This is a genomic window from Rhizobium sp. LjRoot258, assembly GCF_964254185.1.
GTDB lineage: Bacteria > Pseudomonadota > Alphaproteobacteria > Rhizobiales > Rhizobiaceae > Rhizobium.
In genome coordinates this window covers 285,297-309,696 of sequence record NZ_CAXUST020000003.1, presented here as the reverse complement: position 1 = coordinate 309,696, position 24,400 = coordinate 285,297, and the positions used below count along the sequence as shown (strand labels likewise).

Genomic DNA, 24,400 nt, shown 5'->3' with positions numbered 1-24,400 from the left:
GGAGCTGTTTCATGCCGGTTCGTCCTCCCTCGAAAGATTTTCGGCTACGTCGATGAGTGCTTTTGCGCCAGCGCTGCCAACGAGCCTGCTGGCTTTACGCTGCGCCTCGCGCCAGGCAGGAGCGGCCTCGCTGAGAAGTCTTTCCCCGGCGGCGGAAATGACGACCGGGCGACTGCGACCGCCCTCCGTCGGAAGCTCCTCGATCCAGCCTTCCTTGAGTAGCGGTGCGAGGCTGCGGGTCAATGTCGTTCGGTCCTGGAAATTTGCGCGGCCGATTTCGGCACGGCTGGCACCACCCAGTTTTGCAATCACGATGAGCATCGAGAACTGGGATGCGTTCAGGCCATGGCTACGCAATTCCTGGTCATAGATATTTGTGATCACCCGGGAGATGCGTCTGGCCCTCGTCATCAGGCATCCGGATACGACTTCGCCAACGATATCGGACTTGGGATCAATTCGATCCATCCTTCAACCTCCACAACTTTCCAAAGGTCCGAGTCAAATAGTGTGTATGCAACATCCAGTCAAATCCTGGGCATAGCACCGAGACCCTTCAAGGCAGGCAAACGGTCCGGCACTTCTGGTTTAGAGCGCCGCCGACGCCTTGGAGCCATAGGCCGCCCGAAAAGGCGGCCATCAAACCAAGTATGAAAGGAAGAATTGAAATGAACGACACTACCATCAGTAAATCGGCCGCCGAAACGCAGAGTGTTCGCGGCTTGCCCAGCCATTCGACGGTGGGAACGAATGACCTGGACGCCGCTTCGGCGTTCTACGACAAACTGCTTTCCGTGTTCGGCATCGGGCGCGTTCTCGTCCAGCCTGGTCGTGCCGTTTACTACGGACGCAAGACCCTTGAGTTCGGCGTCATCAAGCCGTTTGACGGCCAACCAGCTACTGTGGGCAATGGTGGCATGGTGGCGTTCGAGGCCCGCTCCCGCGCACAGGTCAAGGAAGTCCACGCGGCGGCCTTGGCCCTCGGCGGCCAGGACGAAGGTGCTCCCGGTCCGCGAGGCGAGAATGGCGCAGACCCTTACTGTGCCTATTTCCGCGATACTGAGGGCAGCAAGTTTCTGGTCTACCGTGCAGGTCCAGACGAAATTTGATGCTGAAGCCGCTGGGAGGGGTGACAGTTACGCCTCCCAGCCAAGAGTGGAGCACCGCGCTTAGGTTGCCGCGCAACCCGTTTTCGTCGATAAAAATGAATACCGGAGTATTGCCATGGAATCTCTAATGCAAACTCGTGGACCTCTGTTCGAACCGCTTGAGTTGCCTTGTGGTTTGAAGCTGAATAATCGAATTGCAAAATCAGCGATGTCGGACTCCTTAGGCGACGGAACCGGCCATCCGACCGCTGCGCAGATGAGGCTATATCAACGCTGGGCCGAAGGCGGGCTGGCCGTATCGATAATCGGCGAGGTGCAGCTTACGTCCGGCTACGCCGAGAACCCCGGCAACCTTGTATTGAACGAAGCGTCGGACCTCGAACGGTTTCGGAAACTTGCTCGATACGGCAGCGAGAACGGCACCAGGCTCTGGCTGCAGCTCGGCCACGCCGGAGCCCTTGCCTACGCACCAACCAGCAACCCCAAGGGCCCGACTGCGTTCAACCTGCAGGGGCTGCGTTGCGCGGAAATAACATCCGAAGAAATACGTCAACTGTCCTCGCAATTTGCCACGACAGCCCGGCTAGCCCAGAAAGCTGGCTTTGGAGGTGTGCAAATTCACGCAGCGCACGGATTTCTGCTTAGCCAGTTTCTTTCGCCACTGTTTAACAAGCGGACGGACGGGGACGGGGGCGCGATCGCCAATCGTATGCGGCTATTGCTGGAAGCCATTGACGCGACCCGCGCCGCTGTCGGACCGACTTTCCCGATTGCCGTGAAGCTGAATTCTTCGGACGAACTCGAAGGAGGCTTCGACGAGGAAGACGCGCTCAAGGTAGTGGAAGCACTGGACCGATCTTCGATCGACCTGATCGACATCAGCGGCGGAACCTACTTTCCCGGAGCGAAATCTGCCTCCGACAGGTCCGGACGCGGACCCTACTTCCTCGAATTCGCAAAACGCGCACGCGCTGTGACGACGAAGCCCCTTATGTTGACGGGTGGCTTCAAGACGCGCGCACAGGCCGAAGACGCTGTGGCAAGCGGTGCAATTGATATTGTCGGTCTCGCTCGTGCGCTCGTCCTGGAACCTTCGCTGCCAAATCTCTGGAAAGAAAATCAGAAACCCGAGCCGACCTTTCCAAGGTTTTCAGATGCCCCGGAGGGTGGGATTACTGCGTGGTACACAATGCGGCTGGCTGAGATCGGCGCTGACAAGGAAACACCAGCTTTCGGAGACCTCGAACAGTCAATCCAAGACTATGCGGCCCGCGACGAGTACCAAACGAAAGTGTGGTCGGCTCATTTCGGAGGCAGATGATCGCGGGCCACTTGCCGAGAGTGCGTAGCACATTCGTCGCTCCTATGGATTTGGAGCCGTGCTCGCGGATGTCGATGCCTCTGACCAGTTTTCCTGCCAGGTAGCCAGTCGGTGTAGAACCGAGGAGATAGGCAACCAGCAATCCAACGGAACTTCCTATCCAAAACATCATAGAACCTACGTTTCCCAGGAGGCCGCCGTCACGCTTGGTCGTGGATAGAAATGACCGTTCATGGAGCAAACCTGCCGATTTCCGGGCGAATTGGCAACTTCGATTTCGAGTTAGGAGAGGGGACGAGCCCGCTCATCGTGCTTGAGGCGATTGACGCCCGTGAGAAGTGAATTCCACCAGTAGGGATTTCAGTCCAACTTCTCGCACACGACGGGCTGCCTCGTCAGGGCTAACCCACGCCACGTCGGGCACCGTCGGCTTGTTGCCCATGACCTTTCCTCTCCGAGACATGCCATGTTCATGGGAGAGCTCGCCAGTCAAGCCTTCTCTAGCTAACCGCGAGGTTCTGCGGTGTCGACGAAACCATCCCACTTTCGGGTATCGCTGAGGCCGCTTGATCGCTTTAAACAAAGGAAAGCGTGGCGCGGATATTGATACCGATGGGAGGGCGCGGCGACCAGCGCTCTTCACGTTCAAACGCCGGCGTCGTCCACACTGCTCCTCCGGCCCTTCCGAGAACGACTACGTCATCCTGACGGAGGAAGATCTCGACGCCGTACCGACCAGCACGCTGGCCTTTCATTTGACGGACGAGACGCTGCTCAATCGGCGTCTCCGCCGGTTTTGGGGAAAAGCTGAGTGATATTCGATCCACCGGGTTCGGGCTCGACCTTGGGCGTCAGCTTCTTTCTCCGCAACTGGCGCTCGCCGGCATTTCGCAAAATCGCAGCGAATCCTTCGCGCTGCCGGTAGTAGTCAGGCTTGTCAGGCAGTCGAACGTCGAACTCCACAAGCAACCGCTCGATGAGATCCATCGCCTTCGCCCCCAGGACCGCATAGCCCTCTTCCCGTCGTTCGAAGAAGCTGTCGAAGCCAGGCCTCGAGAGGTCGAGAACGTCCAACGCGTTCGACAGGTTCGTGACGCGGTTAGATAACCACAAGATTTCTTCGAGAAGTTCTTCGCCAAGCACGCTCAGATCCTGGCCAGAAGGAAGGACCAAGGTTGGATCCGGAACGTGAAACGCGAACTCGCCATCATTTATCGGATTAAACTCGGGGGTATCGTGAACTGCAGCATAGGAAGCGCCGACAAAATCATCCAAAGCCAAAACCGTCAGCATTGCCGCACCCCGCGCGTCGCCTTTCGACTTGCGAAAACGCTCAGCACTCGCCCACCGGAATGCGTTCGGTATGATCGTGCCGGCAGCAAAACAACCAGCGCCGATCATTGCTCCCAACACCAAAATGCCTTGAGTTGTTTCGAAAAACTGCGTCAACACTCACCTCGTAGAGTTCGAAAAGCGGCTTTCATTGGGCAAGAGGGAATCACTACTTGAGCGAGATTAGGAATTGCTTTCCGGAAGATGAGATTGCGCCGGATGGGATTCAAGGGCGTGGAAATGACCTTGGGATCTAGCCCTCATCTCCACTGGTCGTGGACGCGCCTTCGTCGAGCAGCTTGCAGGTGGCCGTAGCGAGTACTTCGAAGGCCCGAGGGTGACGTCGCGCCAAGGATTGGGCCGAGCAATCCCGAACTGGGTTTCAGCATCGACCGAAAAGCAAAGCGTTTCAGATACTACTGCGATCATTGCGCGGGATTGGACTCGCGGTCGGAGTCCTTGTCGGATCATGTGAGGTCGGTGTTCACGAGAGCGGCCTAGCAGCCGGCGTCTAGTCGCGCGGAACGGGGTAAATTTCAGTTCTTGTTCGTGTTGGACTTTCCGGCGCTGAAAGGCGATATCGAAATCGAAGCCCCGCAGATCACCCATCGGCCCGATGCTGACGCTCGCAGCCGTCGCGCGCGGGACGAACAGGATCGGGCTGGTCGCCACCGGCTCGGCCACATTTCAATGAGCCCTATAACCTCGCCCGCCAGTTAAAGGCGCTGGAAATGACTCGGCGGACAGCTTAGCCGGTCGAACTTGCGCAAGAACCTATCGCGCGCGCTCAAGCAGTCCGCTAGCCCAGTTCCATCGGACGCCGTCAGTCAATTACGGGATGAGACCCGTCGTCCGATAGGCCCGGATCGTCCGGTCATAGATGGCGATGTCCTGGCAACCGCGCGCGACGAGCTGAGCCCCTTCGATGGCAGCAAAGATCGCCATCGCGTGTTCCCGCAGATCCTGCTCGCTCGCCGAAGGCCTTGCCCGTGAGAGCACCTTGGTAAGCCAGCCGACGTTCATCGCGGCGAACTTATCGACCTCGGTCCGGACCTCGGGGGGAAGGTCATCGAGTTCCGCGCTCATGATGCCGCACAGGCACATGCGATTGTCGTTGGCCAAGGCGGAGCGAAAGATCTCCGCGTATCTGTCCAGGCACCAAGTCGCGTCTTCGGACGTCGCCAGCAGCTCCGCCAGATAGGCCGCCCCATCCTCAGTGTAGCGATGAGCCAGGGCGGCCCCGAGATCGCCCTTGGTGGGAAAGTGGTAGTGCACGCTGGCGCTCTTGATACCCACCTCTTTTGCGAGCTCGCGAAAGCTGAGCGCATTGTAGCCGTGTGCCTGCACTGTCGCCCTGGCGGCCGCCATGACCGCTTCGTGCATATCAGTTTTCGTTCTAGCCATCGCCGCTCCATACCTATCACTCGATAGATAGATGTTGACGTCAAAAAAAGAAAGCGGTAATCGGCTAAATGTTATCTATCTATCGATAGACAGTTAAGGAGTTTCCAATGAAAATCTTCGATCGCCCCGGCTTTCCCAATCCGGCCCGCATCCGCATCGTGCTCGCCGAGAAAGGGCTCGAACAACAGGTCGAGTTCGTCTCCGTCGACCTCATTGCCGCCGAACACAAGCAACCCGCCTTCCTCCAGAAGAACCCTTCGGGCGTGCTGCCGGTCCTCCAGCTTGAGGACGGCACCTACATCAGTGAGGCGACCGCCATCACCGAATATCTCGACAATCTCGACGGCGATCCGCGGCTCACCGGCAAGACACCGAAGGAAAAGGCCGTCATCCACATGATGCAGAAGCGGGCCGAATCCGAGCTGCTCGACGCGGTCGGCAACTACTTCCATCATGCGACGCCGGGTCTGGGCGCCGAATTGCGGGTGTTCAAGAGCCCGGAATGGGCCGGCCGTCAGGACTGGGGCAATCGCCAACGCGACAAGGCGCTAGCCGGCATGAAATATTTCGATGCGGTGTTGCAGGACAATTCATTCGTCGCCGGCGATGCATTCTCGATGGCCGACATCACCGTGTTTGCCGGGCTGATGTTCGCGGACGCCGCCGGCATTGCCATCCCCGGCGACCATTCCGCGCTGGAGACCTGGCGCGCGAACGTCTCCGAGCTGCCGAGCGTCAAGAATCGCAGCGGCCAGATGTTCGTCACCGAAGATCTGCGACGCCTCGGCTTCTGATCCACCGCGTGACAGCGATTCGACCGCAGCCGCGCTCACCCACATTGCCAACCACGCCACCCACATGGCTCATTTCTCACGGAGTTTCCTCATTTCTACGATTACGACACCCGATAGCGCTTCCCGGCGCAACCTGCTGAAAGGGGCCGCCATGGCCGGCGTCGGACTGGCGGCTACCGTCGCCGGCGCGAGCCCGGCGGCTGCAAAAACACCGCCGTCAACCCGTGCCGGCAAGCCCACGGGCGACCGCCTCGTCACGAAAGACGGCACCAGCCTCTATTTCAAGGACTGGGGCACCGGGCCGGCCGTGGTGTTCAGCCATGGCTATCCGCTCTCGTCCGACGCGTGGGAGGACGAGATGTTCTTTCTGCTGCAGAACGGCTATCGCGTCATCGCCCATGACCGTCGGGGTTTTGGCCGCTCGAGCCAGCCATCCGGCGGCTACGACTACGACACCTTTGCCGACGACTTGGCGCAACTGGTCGAGGCTCTGGATCTGCGCGAGGTGGCCCTCATCGGTCACTCAATGGGCGGTGGCGAGGTCGCACGCTACGTCGCGCGCCATGGTCAGAGTCGCGTCGCCAAGATCGCCTTCGTCTCCTCGGTGACACCCTTTCTGCTTAAGACCGCGACCAATCCAAACGGTGCACCGAAGGAGCTGTTCGATACGTTCCGCGCAGCCGTGCAGGCAAACCGGTCGCAGTGGAATCTCGACGTCACCATGCCATACTACAGCTTCAATCGGCCGGGCGCGCACGTCTCGGAAGGCCTGCGGGAGAGCTACTGGCGGCAGGGGCAGGCAACCGGGTTTCTTGCCGCCTACCATGCGCTTGGTGCGTTCTCGGAAACCGATTTCCGCGATGACCTGAAGAAGATCACCGTTCCCGCACTGGTGGTCCATGGCAGCGACGATCAGATCGTGCCGCTGGAGATCTCTGCGAAGTTGACCGCCGGGCTCGTTCCGCATGCCAAGCTCATCGTCTACGGCGGCGGCTCCCATGGATTGCTGCACGTTGACAAGGACCGCTTGAACGCCGACCTGCTGGCGTTCCTTCGCGGCTGACGCTTGCCTCGTTTCGATTTCCGCGGTTGCGCAGGTCTGCAACCTGTCACGCGGATATTTCATTCGCGCCTTTCGGGAGACGACTGGCATGACGCCCTATCAATGGGTCCTTCGTGAGCGAATAGACCGCGCCCGCAACCTCCTGCGGAGCTCGGATACTCCGCTCGCCGAAGTTGCCATCGCCTGCGGCTTCGCGGACCAAAGCCATTTCACGCGCGTCTTTGCAGGTATAGTCGGCACCACGCCTGGCAATTGGCGGCGTAACGCCTGATCCAGACGATGCCCCCTTGGAAGATTCGTCGAACCGGAAGCTCTTGAACGGGTTCGAATCCGTATCCCCTGACGCATCAAGCTTTTTCATTAGCTTAGTGAGTCGCTACGGCAAAGGAAGGGCTTATCGAACACCGTCAATGAGGTTGACGCCGCATGCTGCGCTCGGATGAGATCACGGTACCGTCAGAGCCGGTAAAACCGCGCGGCATTATCATGGAACAAGGCGGCTCGCTTTCGGTATCGCGTCGTAACTCGAAAAAGCTTGTCGACAGGGAAGTTTGAAGCGAACAGGCAGCGCTCCACCCAACCGTAAAAGCACCTTACCGGATTTAACCATACCTAACCCCCGTCCAGAGCAGAAAAGTATAAGACTTACTCCATCGCTGCACTCGTATGGCAAGGCACGGAGGAAGTCATGAGTAAGGGAAAAGTCGTGGTTCTTGGGTCGAACGCGACCCGGATCGAGACAAAAGGCGGCAATTGGGGTGTCACAGGCCAGTATCTCAATGAGACGGTCGTGCCGGCCATGGCCCTGATCGAAGCCGGCTACGAGGTTGTCCTCGCGACGCCAAACGGCAATCCACCAACGATCGACCCGGCGTCGGACGCGGCCGCACATTTCGGCGGAGACGAGGCGGCCTATGCCCGCGCCAAGGACTACTACGCAAACGACCCGTCGATGAAGGCGCGCACCCTGCGCTCGGTACTCGATGAAGGACTGGACAGCTATGTCGGCCTGCATATTCCCGGCGGCCAGGCGCCGATCGTCGACCTGATGCAGGACCAGGAGATCGGCGAGATCCTGCGCCACTTCCACGAACATTCCAAGCCCACCGCGATGCTGTGCCATGGCCCGATCTCTGCCGTCGCGGCAATGCCCTATGCGCGCGAGTTCCGCGCGGCGCTGATCGCCGGCGATCCCGAAAAGGCGAAGGAGTGGGCCAAGGGCTGGCAATATGCCGGCTACAAGATGACGGTCTTCTCGGCGACCGAGGAGAAGGTCATCGAGGACACCATCTTGCACGCCAAGATCTATTTCGACATGCCGTTCGCGCTAAACCTTGCGGGCGGCATCGTGAGCACCACACCCGTCGACTTCGACCCTTATGTGATCGAGGATCGCGAATTGATCACCGGGCAGAATCCCCGTTCCGATCATCCGATTGCCGCGGCCCTGATCGCTGCATTGGATCGGAAGCGCGCTGTAGCGTGACACGGCAGTGGCGCCGTGGCCGCCCCGAAGCTCCTGGACGGCGATGGCTATCTCGCCGCGCTCATCAACTAGCGCTTCATAGCCAATGGCGTGTGGAGCACCGACGAGACAGTCGAAAAACTCCTCGCCGCGGCCGAATAGGCTCAACTCAGAGATTGATGGAGAGACTGATGAAACGGTCAATTTGGGGATTACTCGCTGCGATGATTGCTCTTGCTCCGGTCGCCTCCGCCGCCGCGGAGAAGCCAGTCTCGATCGTGCTTGTGCATGGAGCATTTGTGGACGCCTCCGGCTGGCAGTCTGTCTACAACATGCTGTCAGCGGACGGATATGAAGTCCTGGTTGTCCAGAATCCCACGATCACCTTGGATGGCGATGTCGCGGCGACCAAGAAGGTCATCGCCAGTGCCAAGCATCCGGTGGTGCTTGTCGGTCATTCGTATGGCGGGGCTGTAATCACCGAGGCCGGCGCCGACGCTAAGGTCAGGAGCCTTGTCTATATCGCTGCCTTTGCACTGGCGGCGGGAGAGTCGGTGTTTGATCTGGCGACAGCGCCGACGCCAGGCGAAGAAGGGGCTCCGCTGCTCCCGCCGGAAGACGGTTTCATCCTCGTCGATCCGGCGAAGTTTCCCGCCGCGTTTGCCGCCGATGTCGACATCTCGACGACGCGGTTTATGGCTGCAGCTCAGGTGCCTTGGGGACTCGGGGCCGTTCAGACCAAGATAACCAACCCAGCCTGGAAGCAGAAGCCGAGCTATTTCATGGTGACCGCGCTGGATCGCATGGTTCCACCCAGCGAACAGCGCTCCATGGCGGCGAGGGCTGGCGCGAAGGTCATCGAAATCCAGAGCAGCCATGCGGTGATGCTGTCGCATCCCAAGGATGTTGTCGACTTCATCACTAGCGCTGCGGCCGGGACAAAGTAGCTATGGCGCCCGGACTACTGCCGCCGTGGCGCGACGAGTGGAGCAAGACGGCCGTCTTGGATCACTGCGAGGAGATTTCCTCCTAAATATTGGAATCAGCTTCGCGCTCAGCCTCAACAAGTTATGGAGATGACAATGAACCGACTGATCATTTCCCTGGTGCTTGCTACCGTCAGCCTGGCGCAGGTTCCTCAGGCGTTCGCCGCTCCGGCTCAGAACTCAGCGGCCAGTCCCCAGACGCCAATCACCGTCTTCTATCGTTCGGCCAAGATCGATGGGGTCGACATGTTCTATCGTGAAGCCGGCCCCGCCGACAGCCCGGTCGTGCTGCTTCTGCACGGCTTCCCGACATCCTCGCACATGTTCCGCAACCTCATTCCGCTGCTGGCAGATCGCTATCACGTCATCGCACCCGACTATCCGGGCTTCGGTCAGAGTGATGCCCCCGATCACACCAAGTTCGCCTACACCTTCGGCCACTATGCAGACATGGTCGATACGCTGATGACCCAGCTCGGCGCCAAGAAATATGCGATGTATGTCATGGATTACGGCGCACCAGTCGGCTACCGGTTGGCTCTCAAGCACCCGGAACGGGTGAGCGGGTTGATCGTCCAGAACGGCAATGCCTATGAAGAAGGCCTGCGCGAATTCTGGGATCCGATCAAGGCCTACTGGGCCGACGATTCAAATGAAAAGCGCGAGGCGCTCTCCAATCTGGTGGTCCTCGAGACCACCAAGTTCCAGTACACGGACGGCGTCAAGGACCTCACCCGCATCAGCCCCGACAACTGGGTTCACGATCAGGCCTTGCTCGACCGGCCGGGCAACAAGGATATCCAGCTCGATCTCTTCCACGATTACGGCACGAACGTCCCGCTCTACCCGCAGTTCCAGGCCTTCTTCCGCGAACGCAAGCCGCCGACGCTGATCGTCTGGGGCAAAAATGACAAGATCTTCCCGGAGGACGGCGCACATCCTTACCTGCGTGATCTTCCAGACGCTGAAATGCGCCTCCTCGACACAGGCTATTTCGCTCTTGAAGACAAGCTGGATGAGATGGCGCCGCTCATCCACGACTTCCTCGATCGAAAAATCGTAAGGCGTTAATCGAGAGTCATTAGCCACGCCCCAGCGATCATTTCAGGCGGAGACTGCAACGCTTCCGCTCGCTTTGGACGCTGGCCAGTTGGGGCTCGGGTATCAGCTGCCACAGCCTTGATTGACTTATGTCGGAGATTGAAAGGCTTAGTCCATGTCATCGCACGTTAAGATCACAGCAATCCTTACCTCTCGGCCAGACAAGGCAGAGAAGTTGCAGGCACTGCTTGTCGGAATGGCGACGGATTGCCGAGCAGAGCCGGGCAATCTGCGATGGGATATTTGGCAGGACCAGTCTCGCCCCGACCGGTATGTTCTCGATGAACTTTATGTGGATGGCGCAGCCGTCGCAGCACACCGTGAGACCCACCACTATAAGAACTATCTAGCGCAAATCGGGGACTTAGCAGACCGCACCGCGTTGGTGCTTAGTCCGATCGAGGTCGGGCATGCGCGTGTTTAGCACAATATTTGCGAGATCGGGACGCGCCTTCCAGAGGCGTAACACGGCAAACGCATGCTTAATCTCACGCTCGATCCCAATACCTGAGAATGAGAATGCTAGCCGCTATGCTGTGGGGAACAATCGATGAGCTGGCACGGGGTGCGATATAAGAAGGTCAATCTCGGTGAGGTGGAGATGTTTTATCGCGAGGCAGGTGCTGAAGCAGCGCCTGTTCTGCTGCTGCTTCACGGCTTCCCGACGTCAAGCCACATGTACCGCGATCTCATTCCCCAACTCGCGGACAGACACAGGATAATAGCGCCGGACCTTCCAGGGTTTGGGTCAACAAAGGCACCCGCGCGTGGTGCATACGCCTACACGTTCGGCAATCTTTATAAGGCCGTTTTGGCGTTGGTGGACACGCTGAAGCTTGAACGGTTCGGACTGATGGTTTTCGATTATGGCGCGCCCATCGGCTTTCGTTTAGCGGCGGCATATCCGAACCGAATTTCCGCCATCATCACGCAAAACGGCAATGTCTACGAAGTGGGATTAAGGGAGGCCACCATACAGCCCATGCGGGCCTATTGGGAAAATCCCAGCCCAGCGAATCGCGACGCGCTGCGTTCGTTCCTCACTATAGACGCCACACGTTTTCAGTACACGCACGGCGTGCCCGAGGACAAACTCGAACTCGTCAGCCCGGATGCGGTCGCGCACGATCAGGCCATTCTCGACCGCGATCCGGAAGTGCAACTCGACCTGTTCGGCGACTACAAATCGAACATCGCATTGTATCCACGCTGGCAAGAATATCTGCACGCGACAAGGCCACCCGTTCTGGCCGTGTGGGGAAACGGAGATCCCTTCTTCGCCCCGGCTGGCGCACATGCCTTCCGCAACGATGTTCCCGACGCCGAGATTCATCTCTTCGATACGGGGCACTTTGCCCTGGAGACTGACGGGCCGGAAATCGCAGCGCTGATCAGGGATTTTCTAGGCCGTAAGGGCTGCTAGGAGTTCGAGCATGAGGCGCGCAAGTGAAGGACGATCAATGGATCAGTCTGGATCGAAAGATAAGACGTTGAGGATCTGCAAAGAGCTCTTTCATGATCCGTTCAATGACTTGGGCGAGGAAGAAGTAACCGCCTAAAATATCGCCTGAGTCGTATCGCGACTCTAGAAATACTGGACCTCTCTTCGCTACTATGTCGCACGACAGGACCATCGCCTATCCTCAAGGAGAACATCCATGTCCTTTCCTGCAATTCACCGCGTCGTCACCGGACATGATGCCGATGGCAAGTCTGTCGTCGCGATCAACGGCCCGCTGCCAACAGTCGTCGAACTGAATGCTATTCCCGGGATGATCTTCCATGAGGTCTGGGAGACGTGTGGCACACCGGCGCAAGTGGACAATGGTGCCGATCCGACCACGGGTGCGCTGATGCACCAGCCGCCGAAGCACGGCACCCGCGTCCGCTTCGTCGACATGCCGCCAGACGCCGAATACCTTGCCGATGGCACATCGCAGATGAAGGAGCTGTTCAACGAGGTCAATGACCCCGGCGGTTTGACTGTAAAGTCAGATTCGCCGCACCCGATGATGCACCGGAGCGAGGCCATTGACTATGGCATCGTTATCGAGGGTGAGATGACGCTGATGCTCGACGATTCCGAAGTGCTGCTCAAGCCCTACAGCGTCGTAATCCAGCGCGGCACCAACCACGCTTGGGCGAACCGCTCTGGCAAACTGTGCCGCATGGTGTTCATTCAGATAGACGGACAATATGAGCCGTCGATCGCTGCGGCGCTTGCGCATCGATAAGCCGACGCCGATGTTCTGCTTTTGCGCGGGCTCGGGGAAGTTTTTTAGCAGGGGAAAAGAAGGGCGATTGCTCGGAGGTCGGATCACGGCCGAGCTCTTAAGAGTGGCCTCGATTTCTCTGGAGAGTGCTGAGCGACGCGAGCATGTCGGCGGCGGCAGCAAGGTCGCGCGTCTCGAACCCCTCCGTGAATTCGCTGAAAATAGGCAATAGCATCTGATAAGCATCGTCGGCCCTCGACGGAGCGCACCAGAGCCGCGCGAGGTCGAGGGCCGTACGCAATCGCCAGGACGACGCGCCTATTGCCTGCGCAAGTGTCATTGACTTGTTGAGTTGCAACTCAGCCCTGTCCGGCTGGCCTTGGGCAAGCAGAATGGAGGCTTGGACTCGCAAGACCTCAGGCAGGCACCACAGGTCATTTTTGGCATCTGCTCGGTCAAGCGCGGCTCGGATCGTGGTCTCCGCGTCGCCAAGAAGCCCACCCCTGGCTTGGAAGTCTGCCAGAACGCTTAGGTAGAAGGGCAATCGCGCAAGGTGTCTCGTGGAGTGGAATTCCGCAATGGCCCGCTCGAGGTCGTCGATACCCTGGGCCGCATCGTCGCCTTGCGCACATGCTAGCGCCGCACGATAGAACATCGCGACTGGACGCCGGACGTCGAATCCGTGCCGCCTCGCTTGGTCATCAAGCATGGTGACATAACGACCACACTCGTCATAATGTCCTGCCCAATAGAATACCGGACAGACCCATGAGAGCGCATTGCTCAGCGAAAGGTGATGCTTGGTCTTGGACGCGTAGTCAACCGTTGCCCGCGCGGTGTCCAGAGCGGTGTCTGGTGAACCCGTCAACCATTGTGCGTGCGACAATAGATTCGTCACATCGACGATCCTATCGGAGAGGTATCGCACGTGCCGCCTTAAGAGTTGGGTATCACTGATGTCTTCCAGATTGAGCTGGTGACGACATTCGAAGCGTTGCCGGACGTCGTGGAGCTGGCCGATGAAGAGTTTGCCGATCCCGAGAGCTACTTCCGCCTCCAACACGGCGGAAGGGACCTCCGCGGCTGCAATCGAGGCGAAGGTCTCAAGCGTGCGGACCGCAGCATCGTTCTCGCCGCTGAAAAGTTCAAACACTCCGATCAACCGAAGGCAGCGAACACGGCAATCGGTGTCGCCAATCTGAACGGCGATGTCCAACGCCCGTTGCATGGCCTTTCTCGCCTGAGGCATGAGGCCCTGCGTGAACATAGTAGCGCCGCCAAGCCATACCTGAAGCTGCATCTCAAACACGCTCCCGGCGAGTCCCGCCGGGCCAAGTTCTGTAATCGCCTGCGAAACATGAACGCGGCATTCTTCGGTGAGCGACAGGTGATTCCAGAGTAGGAGACCGGAGACAGTCAGCCGGATACGCACTGACCGATTCGCTGTATCCTGAGCTGCCCAAGCGAGTGCGCCGCGCAAATCGTCGAGGATGCGTCCATAGGCGGCTTCCCATTCACGGGCCGGGCGTTCAGCCCACTCGGCGGTGGCCCGCTCGAGCACGGCACACACATGCTTCGCGTGGCGTTCGCGAATTACCTGATCATCGCCACTAATCCGCAGTTGTTCGAGACAATAAGCTCGCGTTGTCTCAAGGAGACGATACGCAACGCCGTCGGTGTCGACATCAATTGCAAGCAAAGACTTCGCCGCAAGCCGTGCTAGGGCGTCCGCCGTCTCGGCGGGAGCGACTTCCGACACTGCCGAAGCGCCTTCGATATCGAAAAGACCTGCGAAAACGGATACGGCGCGTAGCAGCGTGCTCTCACTCTCCATAAGCAGACCGTAGCTCCAGTCGAGCGTTTCAACCAGGGTACGATGCCGCTCCGGACCCGCCCGCCGCCCGACAAGGAGGCGGAATCGATCATCGAGCTGCTTCAACAGACCGCCCACTCCGAACACATCGATGCGTGTCGCGGCAAGTTCTATTGCAAGTGCCAGACCGTCAAGCCTCCGGCATATCTCGGCAGCGGCCGGCGCATCGATGTCACGCAGCTCAAACAGTTCGAAGCTGTCGGTTGCTCGGTCTACAAAGAGCTCAATGGCAGGGAATGACAGTGCTTCCGCTGCGCTCGGGCGAGATAAGCGCGCTGGCGCGCCGAGTCCCGATAGCCTTCGCACGCGTTCCCCTTTCACTCGAAGCGGTTCTCGGCTGGTGGCGAGGATTCTCACGCCGGCAACTTCAGCCAGGATGCGGTCTGTGCAGGACGCCGCGGCGTCAATGATGTGTTCGCAGCTGTCGAGCACGAGCAACATCTCACGGTCGCGCAAGGATTCACACAGGCTGGCAAGCGCGTCTGGAGAATGAACTGCCAGACCGATTGCTGTCGCTATGGCATTGGGGGTTAGGGCGGGGTCCTTCAGAAGCGCCAGATCAACCAGCCAGACGCCATCCTTAAACGCCTTAAGTTCGTGCTCGGCAACAGCGAGCGCTACGGTCGTCTTTCCGATACCGCCGGCGCCGACGACCGACACCAGACGCGATTCTCCGAGATCCCGTCGAATAGCATCAATCGTATCTGTCCTTCCAAAGATCGTCGACGTCGCAATCGGCAAATTGTGATTGCGTGGTGCGGGCGAGCGAAAGGGCGCCGCAAGGCCCGATGATCCATGTCTCTGGACGGGAGAAGTGAACTGATATCCGCGCCCAGTCACGGTCGCGATATATTTCGCGGCGCCGGGTCCGTCCCCAAGCGTTCGCCGCAACGCCGCCATGTTGACCTTTAGGTTACCTTCGTCAACGATGATGTTTGGCCAAGCGCGAGCCATTAACTCGCGTTTGCTTACAAGTTCGCCAGGCCGCTCGACTAATGCCGTCAGGATGTCCAGCGCGCGGCCTCCTATCCGAACGGGCGCCTCTCCTTGCAAGAGCAGCTGGCGTTCGGGAATTAGCATGAACGGCCCGAAGGAGTAAGACCGCGAAAACCGCTCGGCGAGGTCGCTTGTCATAATCCCTTTCCTTCGAAAGTTCTCTCTTGGTACGAAGTTATATCTTGAGTTGTATGGCTCATGAGGCCCCGCATGAGATCGATAAGATAAACCCGGTCGATCGACTAAGCAGAGCCACAGAGTACGCTACCAATAAGATGGCACGGCGAAGAAGCACTCATAATATCTTGACTACATGAAGCCAGAACGTCTCTTGGTAGATCTGAATTCGTGTTAAAGGCGATTCAACTGCAATATGGGCTGGACGATCAAATCGCTCAAGGCCGCCATACTTCAAACCCTCCACACTGGCGATGCCCGGTCATGGTCTTGCATTGCGGCACCTCGATTGATTGGATTTGTGCGCAGTGCGCGGCGGCACCGCGGCGGCAGAGAGTGGTAGTTCGCCCGTCCTCTCATGATAGGTCTCAGTTACAAAGTCTATGAAGGCAACGGCGAAAGCGATAATGCCTGCTCAAGCGACTCGAGAACTTTTGCACCGCCTGGATGACAGGCAAGTCGGTCGACGTCGGCAATATCGATTCCCGATTTTTGTAAAACCGTACGCATTGCCGGTAGAATGTTGGCCCGAACGAACGACGGAATTGCGCGGTCAAAGACCACGCCCAGGCCAGCCGGCTCCACGGTCCAACCCATAATGTCGATGGTGTCGGGCCACATGTGCTGGCTCCACATTTCTACGTCTCCAATACCAGTTTCGCCGGCGCGCACTACGCATGCTGCAGCTCCATCCCCGAACAGCGCCGTCGCAACGACGTTCGCTTTGGTCAGTTTGTCCGTGCGAAACGCAAGGGTACAGGTGTCGACGGCAACCATCAACACCACGCAACCTGGTGTCGATGCGGCAAGCAGCAAGAGCTAGTCCTGAAACACCGCCGGCGCAGCCCAATCCGAAAACCGGAACACGCTCAACGTCGTCGCGAAAGCCCATTTCCCTTGTCACTCTCGCTTCCAGGCTCGGTGTGGCTATCCCTGTCGTCGACACGGTGACGATGACGTCGATGTCCGCCGCCGAAAGGCCCGCGTCGCAAAGCGCTTTCTTTGCCGCTTTAACAAAAAGCTGGGATGCGCTCTCTATGTAGACCGCGTTTCGATCCGGCCAGTTGGAAGTCTGGAGGTACCACTCTATCGGCCTGACGCCGAACCTTCTGTCTATTCCCGCACTCTCGAAGACTTTGGATAGCCGTGAAAATTCTGGATAGCGCGGAGAAAAAACCGCTGTAGCGGCCTTCCTGGCGTTTGGCATGGATTTTCCTTTACAACCAGTCGGGTACGAGGCCTCGTCTGAGGAACTGCGGATTGATCGGAACGTCGGGCCAGGCTTATCGGCGTGGCGCGTTTGGCGCTGCCGCACCATGATGCTTCTGCAGCGTCAAACGAGACAAAAAGATGCACGGCTCAGAAAGCGTGCACGTCGATGCTAGTCAGGACAGATGTCGGCATAGGGCGCGCGCTCAGCGCGATCGAACTGCCACTCAGGATAAAAGCAGTCGTTATCGTCCTCAAAGCGATTGCCGAAGCGCCTGCCGGGATGATGATCATTAAAGCGGTCAGAGCGTCCATCAGCCAGGCGGTGATCGACACTGTTTCCAGCAAAGCGGCCACCGCGGGTTTCTCCGCCGCCGGCGAAGTTACCAATGGACATACCCTCGGATCTACCGTGGCCGCCTCCTTCATGCGCGACTGCGTCGCTTGTTGAAAGTGCTGGCGACAAGAACGCCGCAGCGACACAGATTGCTGCGATCAATTGTATCTTAGCCATCGAATTTTCCTTTGTTGGTCGACGCCCTCAAGGAGCGTCAAGACAATCGTAGGCCGACGGAGCCAATAAGGAATCATTCGCAGGTCTAGTCCGGCGATCCTATAGGAGATATGCGTCTGATGGCCGCGGCCCTTTCGCCAGTGCACAAGCCCCATGTACGTGTCGGCAACATGATGCCAAGCCATGCCGCTGACGAGCATGCAACGTTAAGTCACACCTCTTTTTGTTTTGGCGAGTGCACGTCCCTCCGGGCCGACCGTATCGTTTGGATAGCCCCGCGCCCGGTGCACGGACGTGTAATTTCGTGGAAACTGAAAAGATTGCCCTGTTAGTGTTTATAAGCCTTGCAGTGTCTCTGGGACGCATTTTTTCTGACGGGAGGCGGCGCGAACAGACTGAAGGGTATGTGGCGTAATGGCAGGCGCTACTTGTTCACGCAGCAGCGCTGAGGTGCGGCTGCTTCCCATGGCCCATGGAGTCGCATGGCGGCCCCTTTCGAGGGTCAGACAACTCAACTGGTGAGAACTTTGACCGCTACCAACCGTGCCAAGGCGACGCACAGTCCTTTGCGTCGCCTATTGGAAGTATAGCTCGGCGTCCGATCCTGCGCACGCGACCAACGACGTCACACGACTGACGACCACCCCGCGTTCAGGACTGCGGTCGATCGAGATCTGTCTTTGGGAAATTATTGAGGCAGGAAATGTCAGTTGACCTGGAAGCAGGTAGCCCTTGATGCAATGCTACGGCCGCGCCAGGTGCCACACCCCTTCGGCGCCGTCACCACGAACATCGCCGGGTTTGAAGTCAAAGAGGTATGTGTAAAGTGGAGAGCCGTTATATGCCCATTGCGTCAAGCCGCTCTCGCGTTTGACCAGGGACCAATGCCCCGAGGCCCTGGAGCCGGTAGGTGCCAAGAGTGGCGGCCAAGCTGCAGCGCAAAGTAGGTTGCATGCCGACTTGCCGGGCGCATCCTTGCCAAAGGTATACAGCGAACGGCCGTCGGCGTTCTCCAGGTGTCTTTCACTTCCTTGGACGACCGCAACCGTGGGCTTTGTAGGGGCCGCGTTCGCAGATGCAGACAGCCCCAATGCCAATCCAAACCCCAGTACGACTGAATTTGTGATCTTCAACATTTTCGACCTTTCTGCCGCTCAAAGCCTGGCGCGATTGAGTGGATCGATACCGGAGCTCGGGCAACTATATCAAAGTATAGAGACCAGCGCATGGTGGCCGGTGAACTGGATGTGTCGCTCCTGTAGCAAGCTCGCCGACGAAACGGTGAAGATTTCGGTGTTGAATGGCATGTACAACCGATAACTCTCTAGAGAATGCTGTTTCCATTGCCGGCAAGGCCGCTGCGCATGAAACCCAGTTGACACAGAGAGCGTTGCACTGCCCTCCTGACGCTTTCTGCCCCGCAGAACGGAGAGGTGTTTCACTCGGCATGCCTGACGGCCATGCTCGCTCCCATCCGGACGACAGTCTCCCGCAATTGAGCAAGGGGAGGCATCACGCCCCAGCCAGCAGGTGCTGGGGCGGAGATTGTGATCAGTCGAGATAAGCAATCGCAAAGCACGCTTGAAACTGATCGGCGCTCGATGATCACATGACGGACGTCACTGCGCTTTTATCTTGCTTACCTCTTCAGCGCTCATCTCGCCGACGGTTGTGACTTCTCCGTTGGCGATTTTCCAGAGGCGGAAAGGTCCCGTGATGTCGCCGTACTGGTCAAAGTCAACTGGTCCGATGACACCTTCGTATTTCACCGACTTGCCGTCCTTCATGAGCTGCAGGGCTTTCTCAAACTCTGCTTTGCCCGCGTGGATCGGTACTCCGCCTTCGGCGACCACTTCCGGCAATGCCGCCTTGATTGCTGCCGGATCGGACTTAGTTCCTTCGCGGTTCCTATCGCAAGGGCTGGATCACGATCGACTGCATTCTCCAATCTTGCGATCTCCTTCTGCATCCAGCCCGCATCTAGTGCATCGGCGACCGACTTCGCACGAGAGACGGATCTGCCGCCTGAATTGCGCATAAGCTGCGCCACAAAGCGGGGCCGCCCAGCGATCCTCTCTTCCTCGACGAGTTGCCAACCTTCCTTGCGTAGCTGATCATTGAAGTGCTGAACCAGTCGAAGGGCCTCATTGCGGTCTGGTCGGACTACAGGATGCACCATCTCCGGGCACGTCGGCGCGCCAGGTCACCACGCTGATCAGGTTGAGTGCTTTTTCGGTCGCTTTGGCCCATGGGGTTCTGCCACCCGTTGAACTCCGCCTAGTCACCACGTATGGTGACCACCATCAGCAAGCCAAGGAGCCTCCATCATGTAGCGCTGGGTTCTAGGCTGTACGTCTGACCATTCTAGCGAGAGCGATAAGAATGCAGGCACCGACGAAGCCTGCAATCAGATATCCGAGCCATCCGCCGAGCACGACGCCGAAGAGAGAAAGGATGAGGTTCGCGACGATCGCGCCGACGATCCCGAGAAGGATGTTCATCAACACTCCCATGTTGCTCTTCATGAACATTTCGGCGAGCCAGCCGGCGACACCGCCGATGATGATGGCAGCGATCCAGCCAATTTCTGCGTTTTCCATATGGGTGTCCCCTGAATGTGGTTGTGGTGGCCGCTCAGCGGACGGCGCCGAACGACCAAACCGGTAACCCCTATTCCGCTGATTGGTTCCACAAGCACAGCCTTGCCTAGGCTCACGTCTGCCTCGGAACCCGTCTTGCCTGTAACGTGGGAGTGAGTTCGAAGAAATCGAGAGGGAGATTGCTGATATGCAGGCGCGACTTCTCTCCTACTTGCTCTGCGGGAAGACTTGATCGGGTCGGCACCTTGCGACGTACGCGATTTCCGTGCATTGGCTCGCCAGGACCGGCGTTGATGGTACAGACACGCGACGGCTAGGCGAATCCTTTGCTTTCGCGGGTTGCCTACGGGCGTCAACTCGCTTCCGAGCTTCAGGCCTGCCGCAGCACAAGGTCGAGGTTTTGGCCCAGACCAGGCTTTGTTCCCCGCAATGTCAAAACAATGTCGCGATTTCTTCGGGTGATGGTCAGCCGCGCGGGGGGGTTGGGACGAACACTTTCCGCCGTTTCGGTAAATGCGAGCAAAAGCGTTTCCCCCATGCGAGAGCCCGCAAGGTCTGCAATGGTCCCCAGGCTCTCACGAAACGAACCGGTATAGCGCCCACTGCCCGGATTATACTGGATATCGATACGCATCGATGTGCTAAATATAACTGCGGTCGAGCAGCGCCCGTCAAGGACAACGCTCCCTGCCTTGCTGGTACCATTGAACTTACATGTCAGCGAGTGGCCTGAGCCATTGACACGCTTTAAGCTACCTTTCCCTGTAAACCGCCCGTCAAAGGAATGGAGAAAGGCTGTTTCGCGGCCAACGGCCCCGGTAAGTGGCTGCGCCCCGATCGGCGTCGCGGCCAAAGCCAAGACCGCCGCACACGTGCGGAGCATTGTGGCACGGTAAGGCATCGTATTCCTCCAAGGTTCGTCATATGGGCGTGTTCAGATTGGCGTCGTCTTGTCGATGCCACCTTTAGGATCGGCCTAAATTCGCTTCCATGATAACAATGGCTTTAGCAAAATGGCCGCGGCGTGGATGGTAGAAGTTATAACTTCAGGCGGCCTTGAACGTTCCAACATCATCTCCGGGAATCGCTGTCGGCTATGCAGGAAGTGGTGATGGGATCAGAACTCCCCTGAAGGGAAACGCTGAAGGTATAGGAGGTATTCGGTAGGGTCATCGCTCTCCTGTACGGACTCCCAGAAAGCGAGTTCGATGCTGCGTTCCTCGTCCTCACACGTCGCGCGCGAAGATCACCTGCTGCGGCTGCGGCGGGCGCGGCGAGCCAGGAGGAAGCTCAGTCCGCATTCCTTGCCGCGGCCCTTGATGCAAAGGTCGCATTCGAGCTGGCATGAGGTTCACTCGACCTCATAAACCGCCGCATTATCCTGCACCTCGCGCAGCCCCTTATACGAAGCGTGACGCAACTTGCCGTCGTGCGTCCAGGCGCGATATTCGATCTCGGCTACTAGCGTCGGCTGCACCATGGCGGATTCGTCGGGTGTTGCGGGCGGGTTTTTTTCTGGCGGAACGAGTGGTTAATGGAAAAATCTGGTGAACGGGAACGAGTGAAGAAGAGCTGAATCTGGACAAACGAGTGATCACATTGGAATATATGACGCGCGTTCAAACGAGCCTTAGCGACGAATACCTGTATCTGGACGAACGAGGGAAATCAGCGGGTCAAAGGAGGTGACATGAAAGATGCCGCGCCCGCTGAGAGAACGGATCACTGAGATGCAGGCTGCCTCTTATGATTACCATATCGGCGTGGACTACCACAAATCCTATAGCCACCTGGTGGTGCAGGACAGCAGCGGCAAGACGCTCAGATCCGGCCGGGTGAAGAACGATCGCCAGTCGCTCGGTGGGTTTCTCGAACGCTACCGCGAGGCGGGATGCAGCGGGCCTTGCGTGATTGCCTGGCGGTGCGGCTCCGTGCGGCGCGGACAAGGGCGGTTGCGTGTGTCGCCGTCGCCCGTCGCCGGCCGTCGCCCTTGTCGTCGAGGTCGGCGGCTGGGAGCTGATAGACCTTGTGCATCCATGTGGCGTGTCGCCATTTCTTGCGGCGGGCCATCTCGAGGAGACCGCTCGGCGATAGGCTGAAATGCTCCATGAGGGTGCAGGCGGACATGGTAATCCAGCGGATCGACTGAGGCGGTGGGGTCAAGAGGTCATCGGGCATAGCGCGCAACGGGATTGATGACGCCAGGTGCGGAATCGTGCGCGCTTTCGAATGGCGAGCAGTGCGCCTTGCCTCCTCTCGCCGATGGGATTGTCGCTTGAAAGTGGCCCATCATAGATGCAATTGTGGTTCCCTTCATAGGTCCACTCTGCCCGTACCGAATGGGCCACTTTAGGGGCGCACATGACATTGAAGAGGAGAAGGGAAGGTCCGTCTGCAGACGGCGCGCCTACTCTCCCACGGACACCCCCCAGCTCTATCCGTACACATACCCGGCACGGCTGCAGTCACCACCATAGCATGGCCGTGCAAGGACAGATCGCATTATACGCCAATTGGAATTCGCAAACGATAGCGGCGAACGTGTGGGCATCCGTCGCATCTCACTAATCGAAATTTGTAAGCGGCGTCTCGCAACGGTCTCGATACCCACTTTGTCCCCTCAGGGCCCGACAGCAAACGTTAGCCTCGGCCGCTTTGAGCCAGAAAGACATGGTCCGGTTGCTGCGGCTCATCCTGCGAGGCTTTTTGTCCAGCACTTCCATATCGCCTCTGTTGAATGATCTGGCAGTGTGAATGGCGAGTCTGCAAGATGCACATCTTCAACCACGAAAGTCAGAGGGGAGAATGCCCTCTACCCAATAGCCAACCCGATGCCGAAAGTTGTTGGCCTGGTCTGTCGTTTCTCGCAAAGCCACATGGCTGTATTGCCCCTCGTAAGCGATCTGATCAATCGCCCAGAGCCCAGTCAGTAGACCGACGAAGAATAGCAGGCCGCGCATATCGACACATTATCCGATGGCGATTTAGAAAACCCTAATATTGCGTGATTTCGCCGCCACACGCATCGGCCCCGGATTTTTACGGCGGAGGTCGCTTGAGAGACGATATCTGCTCTTGCCGAAACGGAGGAGCAGAAAAATGTCTCTTCTCACGCTTAGACGACGATGGCATCGAATGCGTCACCAGCGTAGTTCGCAAATGGTGTGATCAGCATGGCGTTGAGTTGGATAGCCAGCGCGGTCACACGAAGCGATGTCTACAGCAATCCAACTTGTAACCGCAGGCGAGAAGTCGCCGGAGATTGTGGCCGACGCACTCAGCCGTCATCTGAGAGTGCAGCAGTACAAAGCGCCGATCTAAGAACTCTCAACTGATTGCCGGGAAGGAGTTCGATGACCTTCTGGTGCGTCAGATTGATCAGTACATCTAGGATCTCGGTTTCCGTGAACCCCTGGGCAACCAATGGCTGTCCGATGTCGTATAAATTGAGGATTGCCTGTCCCCTTGGAAGGAGGGCCATTAAGGCGGTTTGAGTTTCTTGGTACCTCTTGTTTGCACACGTTTCTCGATCGGTTGGTACGTTCATCACACCACCTTTCGAGCCGTCTGTAAAAAAAGCCCCCGCTGTCGCGGTTGCGAGGGCCAGCCGAGAGTTTGGGCCTTGAGGGGTTTCAATTCTCAAAGCCAAGATCAACGCTCGACCCTGAAATTTGTTCCCGCATCGATCAGGGCTCAAAATCCCTAGCGTCGCTGAGATGCATCGAATGGCGGCCTTATCAGCGTTTGCGGCAGGGGCCGTTCGGATAATGCTCCAGCAGGACCCCAAGCACGGTCGCTGCGGAGAATGGCTTCTGAATGAAACTTGCATTGTCCGGCAGGTCGCCCTCCTTCGGCAGCCGCGCCCCGGAGGCGACGACGACCGCGATGCCCGGCCAGCGTTCGGCCACCTTCCTGGCCAGTTCGAATCCATCCAGATCCCCTCCCGTGTGCACATCCGTGAAGAGAAGCTGGAGCGAACTGTAGTTGATCAGGAATTCAAGCGCATCGTCGGCCGACGACGCCTCGACGACATAGTATCCCGCCTCGGAGATGATGTCCGCGGTGTCCATGCGGATCAGGGGTTCGTCGTCCACGACAAGGGCGATTGGTTCGGAGATTTCGTCGAATTGCTTGTTGCTCATGCCGGGTAACCTTGGCGCTGCGCCGTTGTTCCACGCAGCGGGAAGGCAGTCGACTTCATCCGGCGACGTAATCGAAAAGAACTTCGACGCTCTCGCTGCGC

Annotated in this window: 22 protein-coding genes and 7 pseudogenes; 13 read left to right on the top strand and 16 right to left on the bottom strand. The window is 58.3% G+C overall.

From position 1 onward, the window contains the following. Positions 1 to 9 precede the first annotated feature (9 nt). Positions 10 to 468: a MarR family winged helix-turn-helix transcriptional regulator gene (locus tag ACSQ9D_RS29955; RefSeq protein ID WP_436285450.1), complete on the bottom strand. Its 459-nt coding sequence runs from the start codon at positions 466 to 468 to the stop codon at positions 10 to 12. Positions 469 to 668: 200 nt separating this feature from the next. Between ACSQ9D_RS29955 and ACSQ9D_RS29950 the strand changes: the two genes are divergently transcribed. Both ACSQ9D_RS29950 and ACSQ9D_RS29945 read left to right on the top strand, forming a co-directional pair. Further along, a complete protein-coding gene (locus ACSQ9D_RS29950) occupies positions 669 to 1,109 on the top strand; it encodes a VOC family protein (protein WP_436285449.1) in 441 nt (146 codons plus the stop codon). 115 nt (positions 1,110 to 1,224) lie between these two features. Beyond that, the gene (locus ACSQ9D_RS29945; RefSeq protein WP_436285448.1) at positions 1,225 to 2,430 is read left to right on the top strand and encodes an NADH:flavin oxidoreductase/NADH oxidase family protein; all 1,206 of its coding nucleotides are present in this window, start codon (positions 1,225 to 1,227) and stop codon (positions 2,428 to 2,430) included. Here ACSQ9D_RS29945 and ACSQ9D_RS29940 read toward each other — a convergent pair. The 4 genes and pseudogenes from ACSQ9D_RS29940 to ACSQ9D_RS29925 all read right to left on the bottom strand — a co-directional run. Further along, a pseudogene (locus ACSQ9D_RS29940) lies at positions 2,420 to 2,602 on the bottom strand (glycerol-3-phosphate acyltransferase); the annotation flags it as partial. The gene ACSQ9D_RS29945 and the pseudogene ACSQ9D_RS29940 sit on opposite strands and share 11 nt — an antisense overlap. A 132-nt stretch (positions 2,603 to 2,734) precedes the next feature. Further along, positions 2,735 to 2,839, bottom strand: a pseudogene (locus ACSQ9D_RS29935) (NUDIX hydrolase); the annotation flags it as partial. A gap of 365 nt (positions 2,840 to 3,204) precedes the next feature. Beyond that, positions 3,205 to 3,879, bottom strand: a complete 675-nt coding sequence (locus tag ACSQ9D_RS29930) for a hypothetical protein (protein ID WP_436285447.1) — start codon at positions 3,877 to 3,879, stop codon at positions 3,205 to 3,207. Between the two features lie 714 nt (positions 3,880 to 4,593). Further along, positions 4,594 to 5,166, bottom strand: coding sequence for a TetR/AcrR family transcriptional regulator (locus ACSQ9D_RS29925; protein ID WP_436285446.1), 573 nt, complete (start codon positions 5,164 to 5,166; stop codon positions 4,594 to 4,596). Positions 5,167 to 5,273: 107 nt separating this feature from the next. On the opposite strand from ACSQ9D_RS29925, the gene ACSQ9D_RS29920 reads away from it, so the two are divergent. The 9 genes and pseudogenes from ACSQ9D_RS29920 (at position 5,274) to ACSQ9D_RS29880 (ending at position 12,809) form a co-directional block, all read left to right on the top strand. Then, entirely contained in the window at positions 5,274 to 5,960 is a 687-nt protein-coding gene (locus tag ACSQ9D_RS29920) for a glutathione S-transferase family protein (RefSeq protein ID WP_436285445.1), read from the top strand. A gap of 91 nt (positions 5,961 to 6,051) precedes the next feature. Beyond that, entirely contained in the window at positions 6,052 to 7,023 is a 972-nt protein-coding gene (locus ACSQ9D_RS29915; protein ID WP_436285948.1) for an alpha/beta fold hydrolase, read from the top strand. A 10-nt stretch (positions 7,024 to 7,033) separates the two neighbouring features. Then, positions 7,034 to 7,294: pseudogene (locus tag ACSQ9D_RS29910) on the top strand (helix-turn-helix domain-containing protein); the annotation flags it as partial. Between the two features lie 417 nt (positions 7,295 to 7,711). Then, positions 7,712 to 8,509, top strand: a complete 798-nt coding sequence (locus tag ACSQ9D_RS29905; protein WP_436285444.1) for a DJ-1/PfpI family protein — start codon at positions 7,712 to 7,714, stop codon at positions 8,507 to 8,509. Positions 8,510 to 8,679: 170 nt separating this feature from the next. Then, positions 8,680 to 9,435, top strand: a complete 756-nt coding sequence (locus ACSQ9D_RS29900; RefSeq protein ID WP_436285443.1) for an alpha/beta hydrolase — start codon at positions 8,680 to 8,682, stop codon at positions 9,433 to 9,435. A gap of 135 nt (positions 9,436 to 9,570) precedes the next feature. After that, positions 9,571 to 10,545 (top strand): alpha/beta fold hydrolase, encoded by a 975-nt coding sequence (locus ACSQ9D_RS29895; protein ID WP_436285442.1) that lies wholly within the window; start codon positions 9,571 to 9,573, stop codon positions 10,543 to 10,545. 145 nt (positions 10,546 to 10,690) lie between these two features. Further along, positions 10,691 to 10,999: a putative quinol monooxygenase gene (locus ACSQ9D_RS29890; protein ID WP_436285441.1), complete on the top strand. Its 309-nt coding sequence runs from the start codon at positions 10,691 to 10,693 to the stop codon at positions 10,997 to 10,999. A 126-nt stretch (positions 11,000 to 11,125) separates the two neighbouring features. Further along, the gene (locus ACSQ9D_RS29885; RefSeq protein WP_436285440.1) at positions 11,126 to 11,998 is read left to right on the top strand and encodes an alpha/beta fold hydrolase; all 873 of its coding nucleotides are present in this window, start codon (positions 11,126 to 11,128) and stop codon (positions 11,996 to 11,998) included. 235 nt (positions 11,999 to 12,233) lie between these two features. Next, positions 12,234 to 12,809, top strand: coding sequence for a cupin domain-containing protein (locus tag ACSQ9D_RS29880; protein ID WP_436285439.1), 576 nt, complete (start codon positions 12,234 to 12,236; stop codon positions 12,807 to 12,809). A gap of 97 nt (positions 12,810 to 12,906) precedes the next feature. Here ACSQ9D_RS29880 and ACSQ9D_RS29875 read toward each other — a convergent pair whose 3' ends face one another. The 3 genes and pseudogenes from ACSQ9D_RS29875 to ACSQ9D_RS29865 all read right to left on the bottom strand — a co-directional run. Further along, on the bottom strand, positions 12,907 to 15,795 hold the full coding sequence (locus ACSQ9D_RS29875) for an ATP-binding protein (RefSeq protein WP_436285438.1): 2,889 nt from the start codon (positions 15,793 to 15,795) through the stop codon (positions 12,907 to 12,909). Positions 15,796 to 16,215: 420 nt separating this feature from the next. Then, positions 16,216 to 16,650 carry a hypothetical protein gene (locus tag ACSQ9D_RS29870; RefSeq protein WP_436285437.1) on the bottom strand — a complete coding sequence of 145 codons (435 nt, stop codon included), beginning with the start codon at positions 16,648 to 16,650 and terminating at the stop codon, positions 16,216 to 16,218. Between the two features lie 52 nt (positions 16,651 to 16,702). After that, positions 16,703 to 17,041, bottom strand: a pseudogene (locus ACSQ9D_RS29865) (type III polyketide synthase); the annotation flags it as partial. Positions 17,042 to 17,125: 84 nt separating this feature from the next. On the opposite strand from ACSQ9D_RS29865, the gene ACSQ9D_RS29860 reads away from it, so the two are divergent. Beyond that, entirely contained in the window at positions 17,126 to 17,494 is a 369-nt protein-coding gene (locus tag ACSQ9D_RS29860; protein WP_436285436.1) for a hypothetical protein, read from the top strand. An 806-nt stretch (positions 17,495 to 18,300) separates the two neighbouring features. Here ACSQ9D_RS29860 and ACSQ9D_RS29855 read toward each other — a convergent pair. The 6 genes and pseudogenes from ACSQ9D_RS29855 to ACSQ9D_RS29830 all read right to left on the bottom strand — a co-directional run. Continuing rightward, positions 18,301 to 18,693, bottom strand: a complete 393-nt coding sequence (locus ACSQ9D_RS29855; RefSeq protein ID WP_436285435.1) for a COG4315 family predicted lipoprotein — start codon at positions 18,691 to 18,693, stop codon at positions 18,301 to 18,303. Positions 18,694 to 19,176: 483 nt separating this feature from the next. Continuing rightward, a pseudogene (locus ACSQ9D_RS29850) lies at positions 19,177 to 19,449 on the bottom strand (ABC transporter substrate-binding protein); the annotation flags it as partial. Continuing rightward, complete coding sequence (locus ACSQ9D_RS29845) at positions 19,341 to 19,736, bottom strand: hypothetical protein (RefSeq protein WP_436285434.1); 396 nt, start codon at positions 19,734 to 19,736, stop codon at positions 19,341 to 19,343. The pseudogene ACSQ9D_RS29850 and the gene ACSQ9D_RS29845, both read right to left, overlap by 109 nt. A 163-nt stretch (positions 19,737 to 19,899) precedes the next feature. Next, entirely contained in the window at positions 19,900 to 20,157 is a 258-nt protein-coding gene (locus tag ACSQ9D_RS29840; protein ID WP_436285433.1) for a GlsB/YeaQ/YmgE family stress response membrane protein, read from the bottom strand. Positions 20,158 to 20,527: 370 nt separating this feature from the next. Beyond that, entirely contained in the window at positions 20,528 to 20,791 is a 264-nt protein-coding gene (locus tag ACSQ9D_RS29835) for a hypothetical protein (protein ID WP_436285432.1), read from the bottom strand. Between the two features lie 717 nt (positions 20,792 to 21,508). Beyond that, positions 21,509 to 21,664: pseudogene (locus tag ACSQ9D_RS29830) on the bottom strand (non-homologous end-joining DNA ligase); the annotation flags it as partial. Between the two features lie 223 nt (positions 21,665 to 21,887). On the opposite strand from ACSQ9D_RS29830, the pseudogene ACSQ9D_RS29825 reads away from it, so the two are divergent. Beyond that, a pseudogene (locus tag ACSQ9D_RS29825) lies at positions 21,888 to 22,043 on the top strand (IS110 family transposase); the annotation flags it as partial. Here ACSQ9D_RS29825 and ACSQ9D_RS29820 read toward each other — a convergent pair. Both ACSQ9D_RS29820 and ACSQ9D_RS29815 read right to left on the bottom strand, forming a co-directional pair. Continuing rightward, entirely contained in the window at positions 21,979 to 22,320 is a 342-nt protein-coding gene (locus tag ACSQ9D_RS29820) for a hypothetical protein (protein WP_436285978.1), read from the bottom strand. The pseudogene ACSQ9D_RS29825 and the gene ACSQ9D_RS29820 sit on opposite strands and share 65 nt — an antisense overlap. Positions 22,321 to 23,894: 1,574 nt before the next feature. Then, positions 23,895 to 24,299: a response regulator gene (locus ACSQ9D_RS29815; protein WP_436285431.1), complete on the bottom strand. Its 405-nt coding sequence runs from the start codon at positions 24,297 to 24,299 to the stop codon at positions 23,895 to 23,897. Positions 24,300 to 24,400 lie beyond the last annotated feature (101 nt).

Excerpts from the sequence above, each read along its gene's own strand:
- ACSQ9D_RS29955 (WP_436285450.1), bottom strand. The coding sequence starts at position 468 with ATGGATCGAATTGATCCCAAGTCCGATATCGTTGGCGAAGTCGTATCC.
- ACSQ9D_RS29950 (WP_436285449.1), top strand. The coding sequence starts at position 669 with ATGAACGACACTACCATCAGTAAATCGGCCGCCGAAACGCAGAGTGTT.
- ACSQ9D_RS29945 (WP_436285448.1), top strand. The coding sequence starts at position 1,225 with ATGGAATCTCTAATGCAAACTCGTGGACCTCTGTTCGAACCGCTTGAG.
- ACSQ9D_RS29925 (WP_436285446.1), bottom strand. The coding sequence starts at position 5,166 with ATGGCTAGAACGAAAACTGATATGCACGAAGCGGTCATGGCGGCCGCC.
- ACSQ9D_RS29920 (WP_436285445.1), top strand. The coding sequence starts at position 5,274 with ATGAAAATCTTCGATCGCCCCGGCTTTCCCAATCCGGCCCGCATCCGC.
- ACSQ9D_RS29905 (WP_436285444.1), top strand. The coding sequence starts at position 7,712 with ATGAGTAAGGGAAAAGTCGTGGTTCTTGGGTCGAACGCGACCCGGATC.
- ACSQ9D_RS29900 (WP_436285443.1), top strand. The coding sequence starts at position 8,680 with ATGAAACGGTCAATTTGGGGATTACTCGCTGCGATGATTGCTCTTGCT.
- ACSQ9D_RS29895 (WP_436285442.1), top strand. The coding sequence starts at position 9,571 with ATGAACCGACTGATCATTTCCCTGGTGCTTGCTACCGTCAGCCTGGCG.
- ACSQ9D_RS29890 (WP_436285441.1), top strand. The coding sequence starts at position 10,691 with ATGTCATCGCACGTTAAGATCACAGCAATCCTTACCTCTCGGCCAGAC.
- ACSQ9D_RS29885 (WP_436285440.1), top strand. The coding sequence starts at position 11,126 with ATGAGCTGGCACGGGGTGCGATATAAGAAGGTCAATCTCGGTGAGGTG.
- ACSQ9D_RS29880 (WP_436285439.1), top strand. The coding sequence starts at position 12,234 with ATGTCCTTTCCTGCAATTCACCGCGTCGTCACCGGACATGATGCCGAT.
- ACSQ9D_RS29875 (WP_436285438.1), bottom strand. The coding sequence starts at position 15,795 with ATGACAAGCGACCTCGCCGAGCGGTTTTCGCGGTCTTACTCCTTCGGG.
- ACSQ9D_RS29855 (WP_436285435.1), bottom strand. The coding sequence starts at position 18,693 with ATGTTGAAGATCACAAATTCAGTCGTACTGGGGTTTGGATTGGCATTG.
- ACSQ9D_RS29845 (WP_436285434.1), bottom strand. The coding sequence starts at position 19,736 with ATGGTGCATCCTGTAGTCCGACCAGACCGCAATGAGGCCCTTCGACTG.
- ACSQ9D_RS29840 (WP_436285433.1), bottom strand. The coding sequence starts at position 20,157 with ATGGAAAACGCAGAAATTGGCTGGATCGCTGCCATCATCATCGGCGGT.
- ACSQ9D_RS29835 (WP_436285432.1), bottom strand. The coding sequence starts at position 20,791 with ATGCGTATCGATATCCAGTATAATCCGGGCAGTGGGCGCTATACCGGT.
- ACSQ9D_RS29815 (WP_436285431.1), bottom strand. The coding sequence starts at position 24,299 with ATGAGCAACAAGCAATTCGACGAAATCTCCGAACCAATCGCCCTTGTC.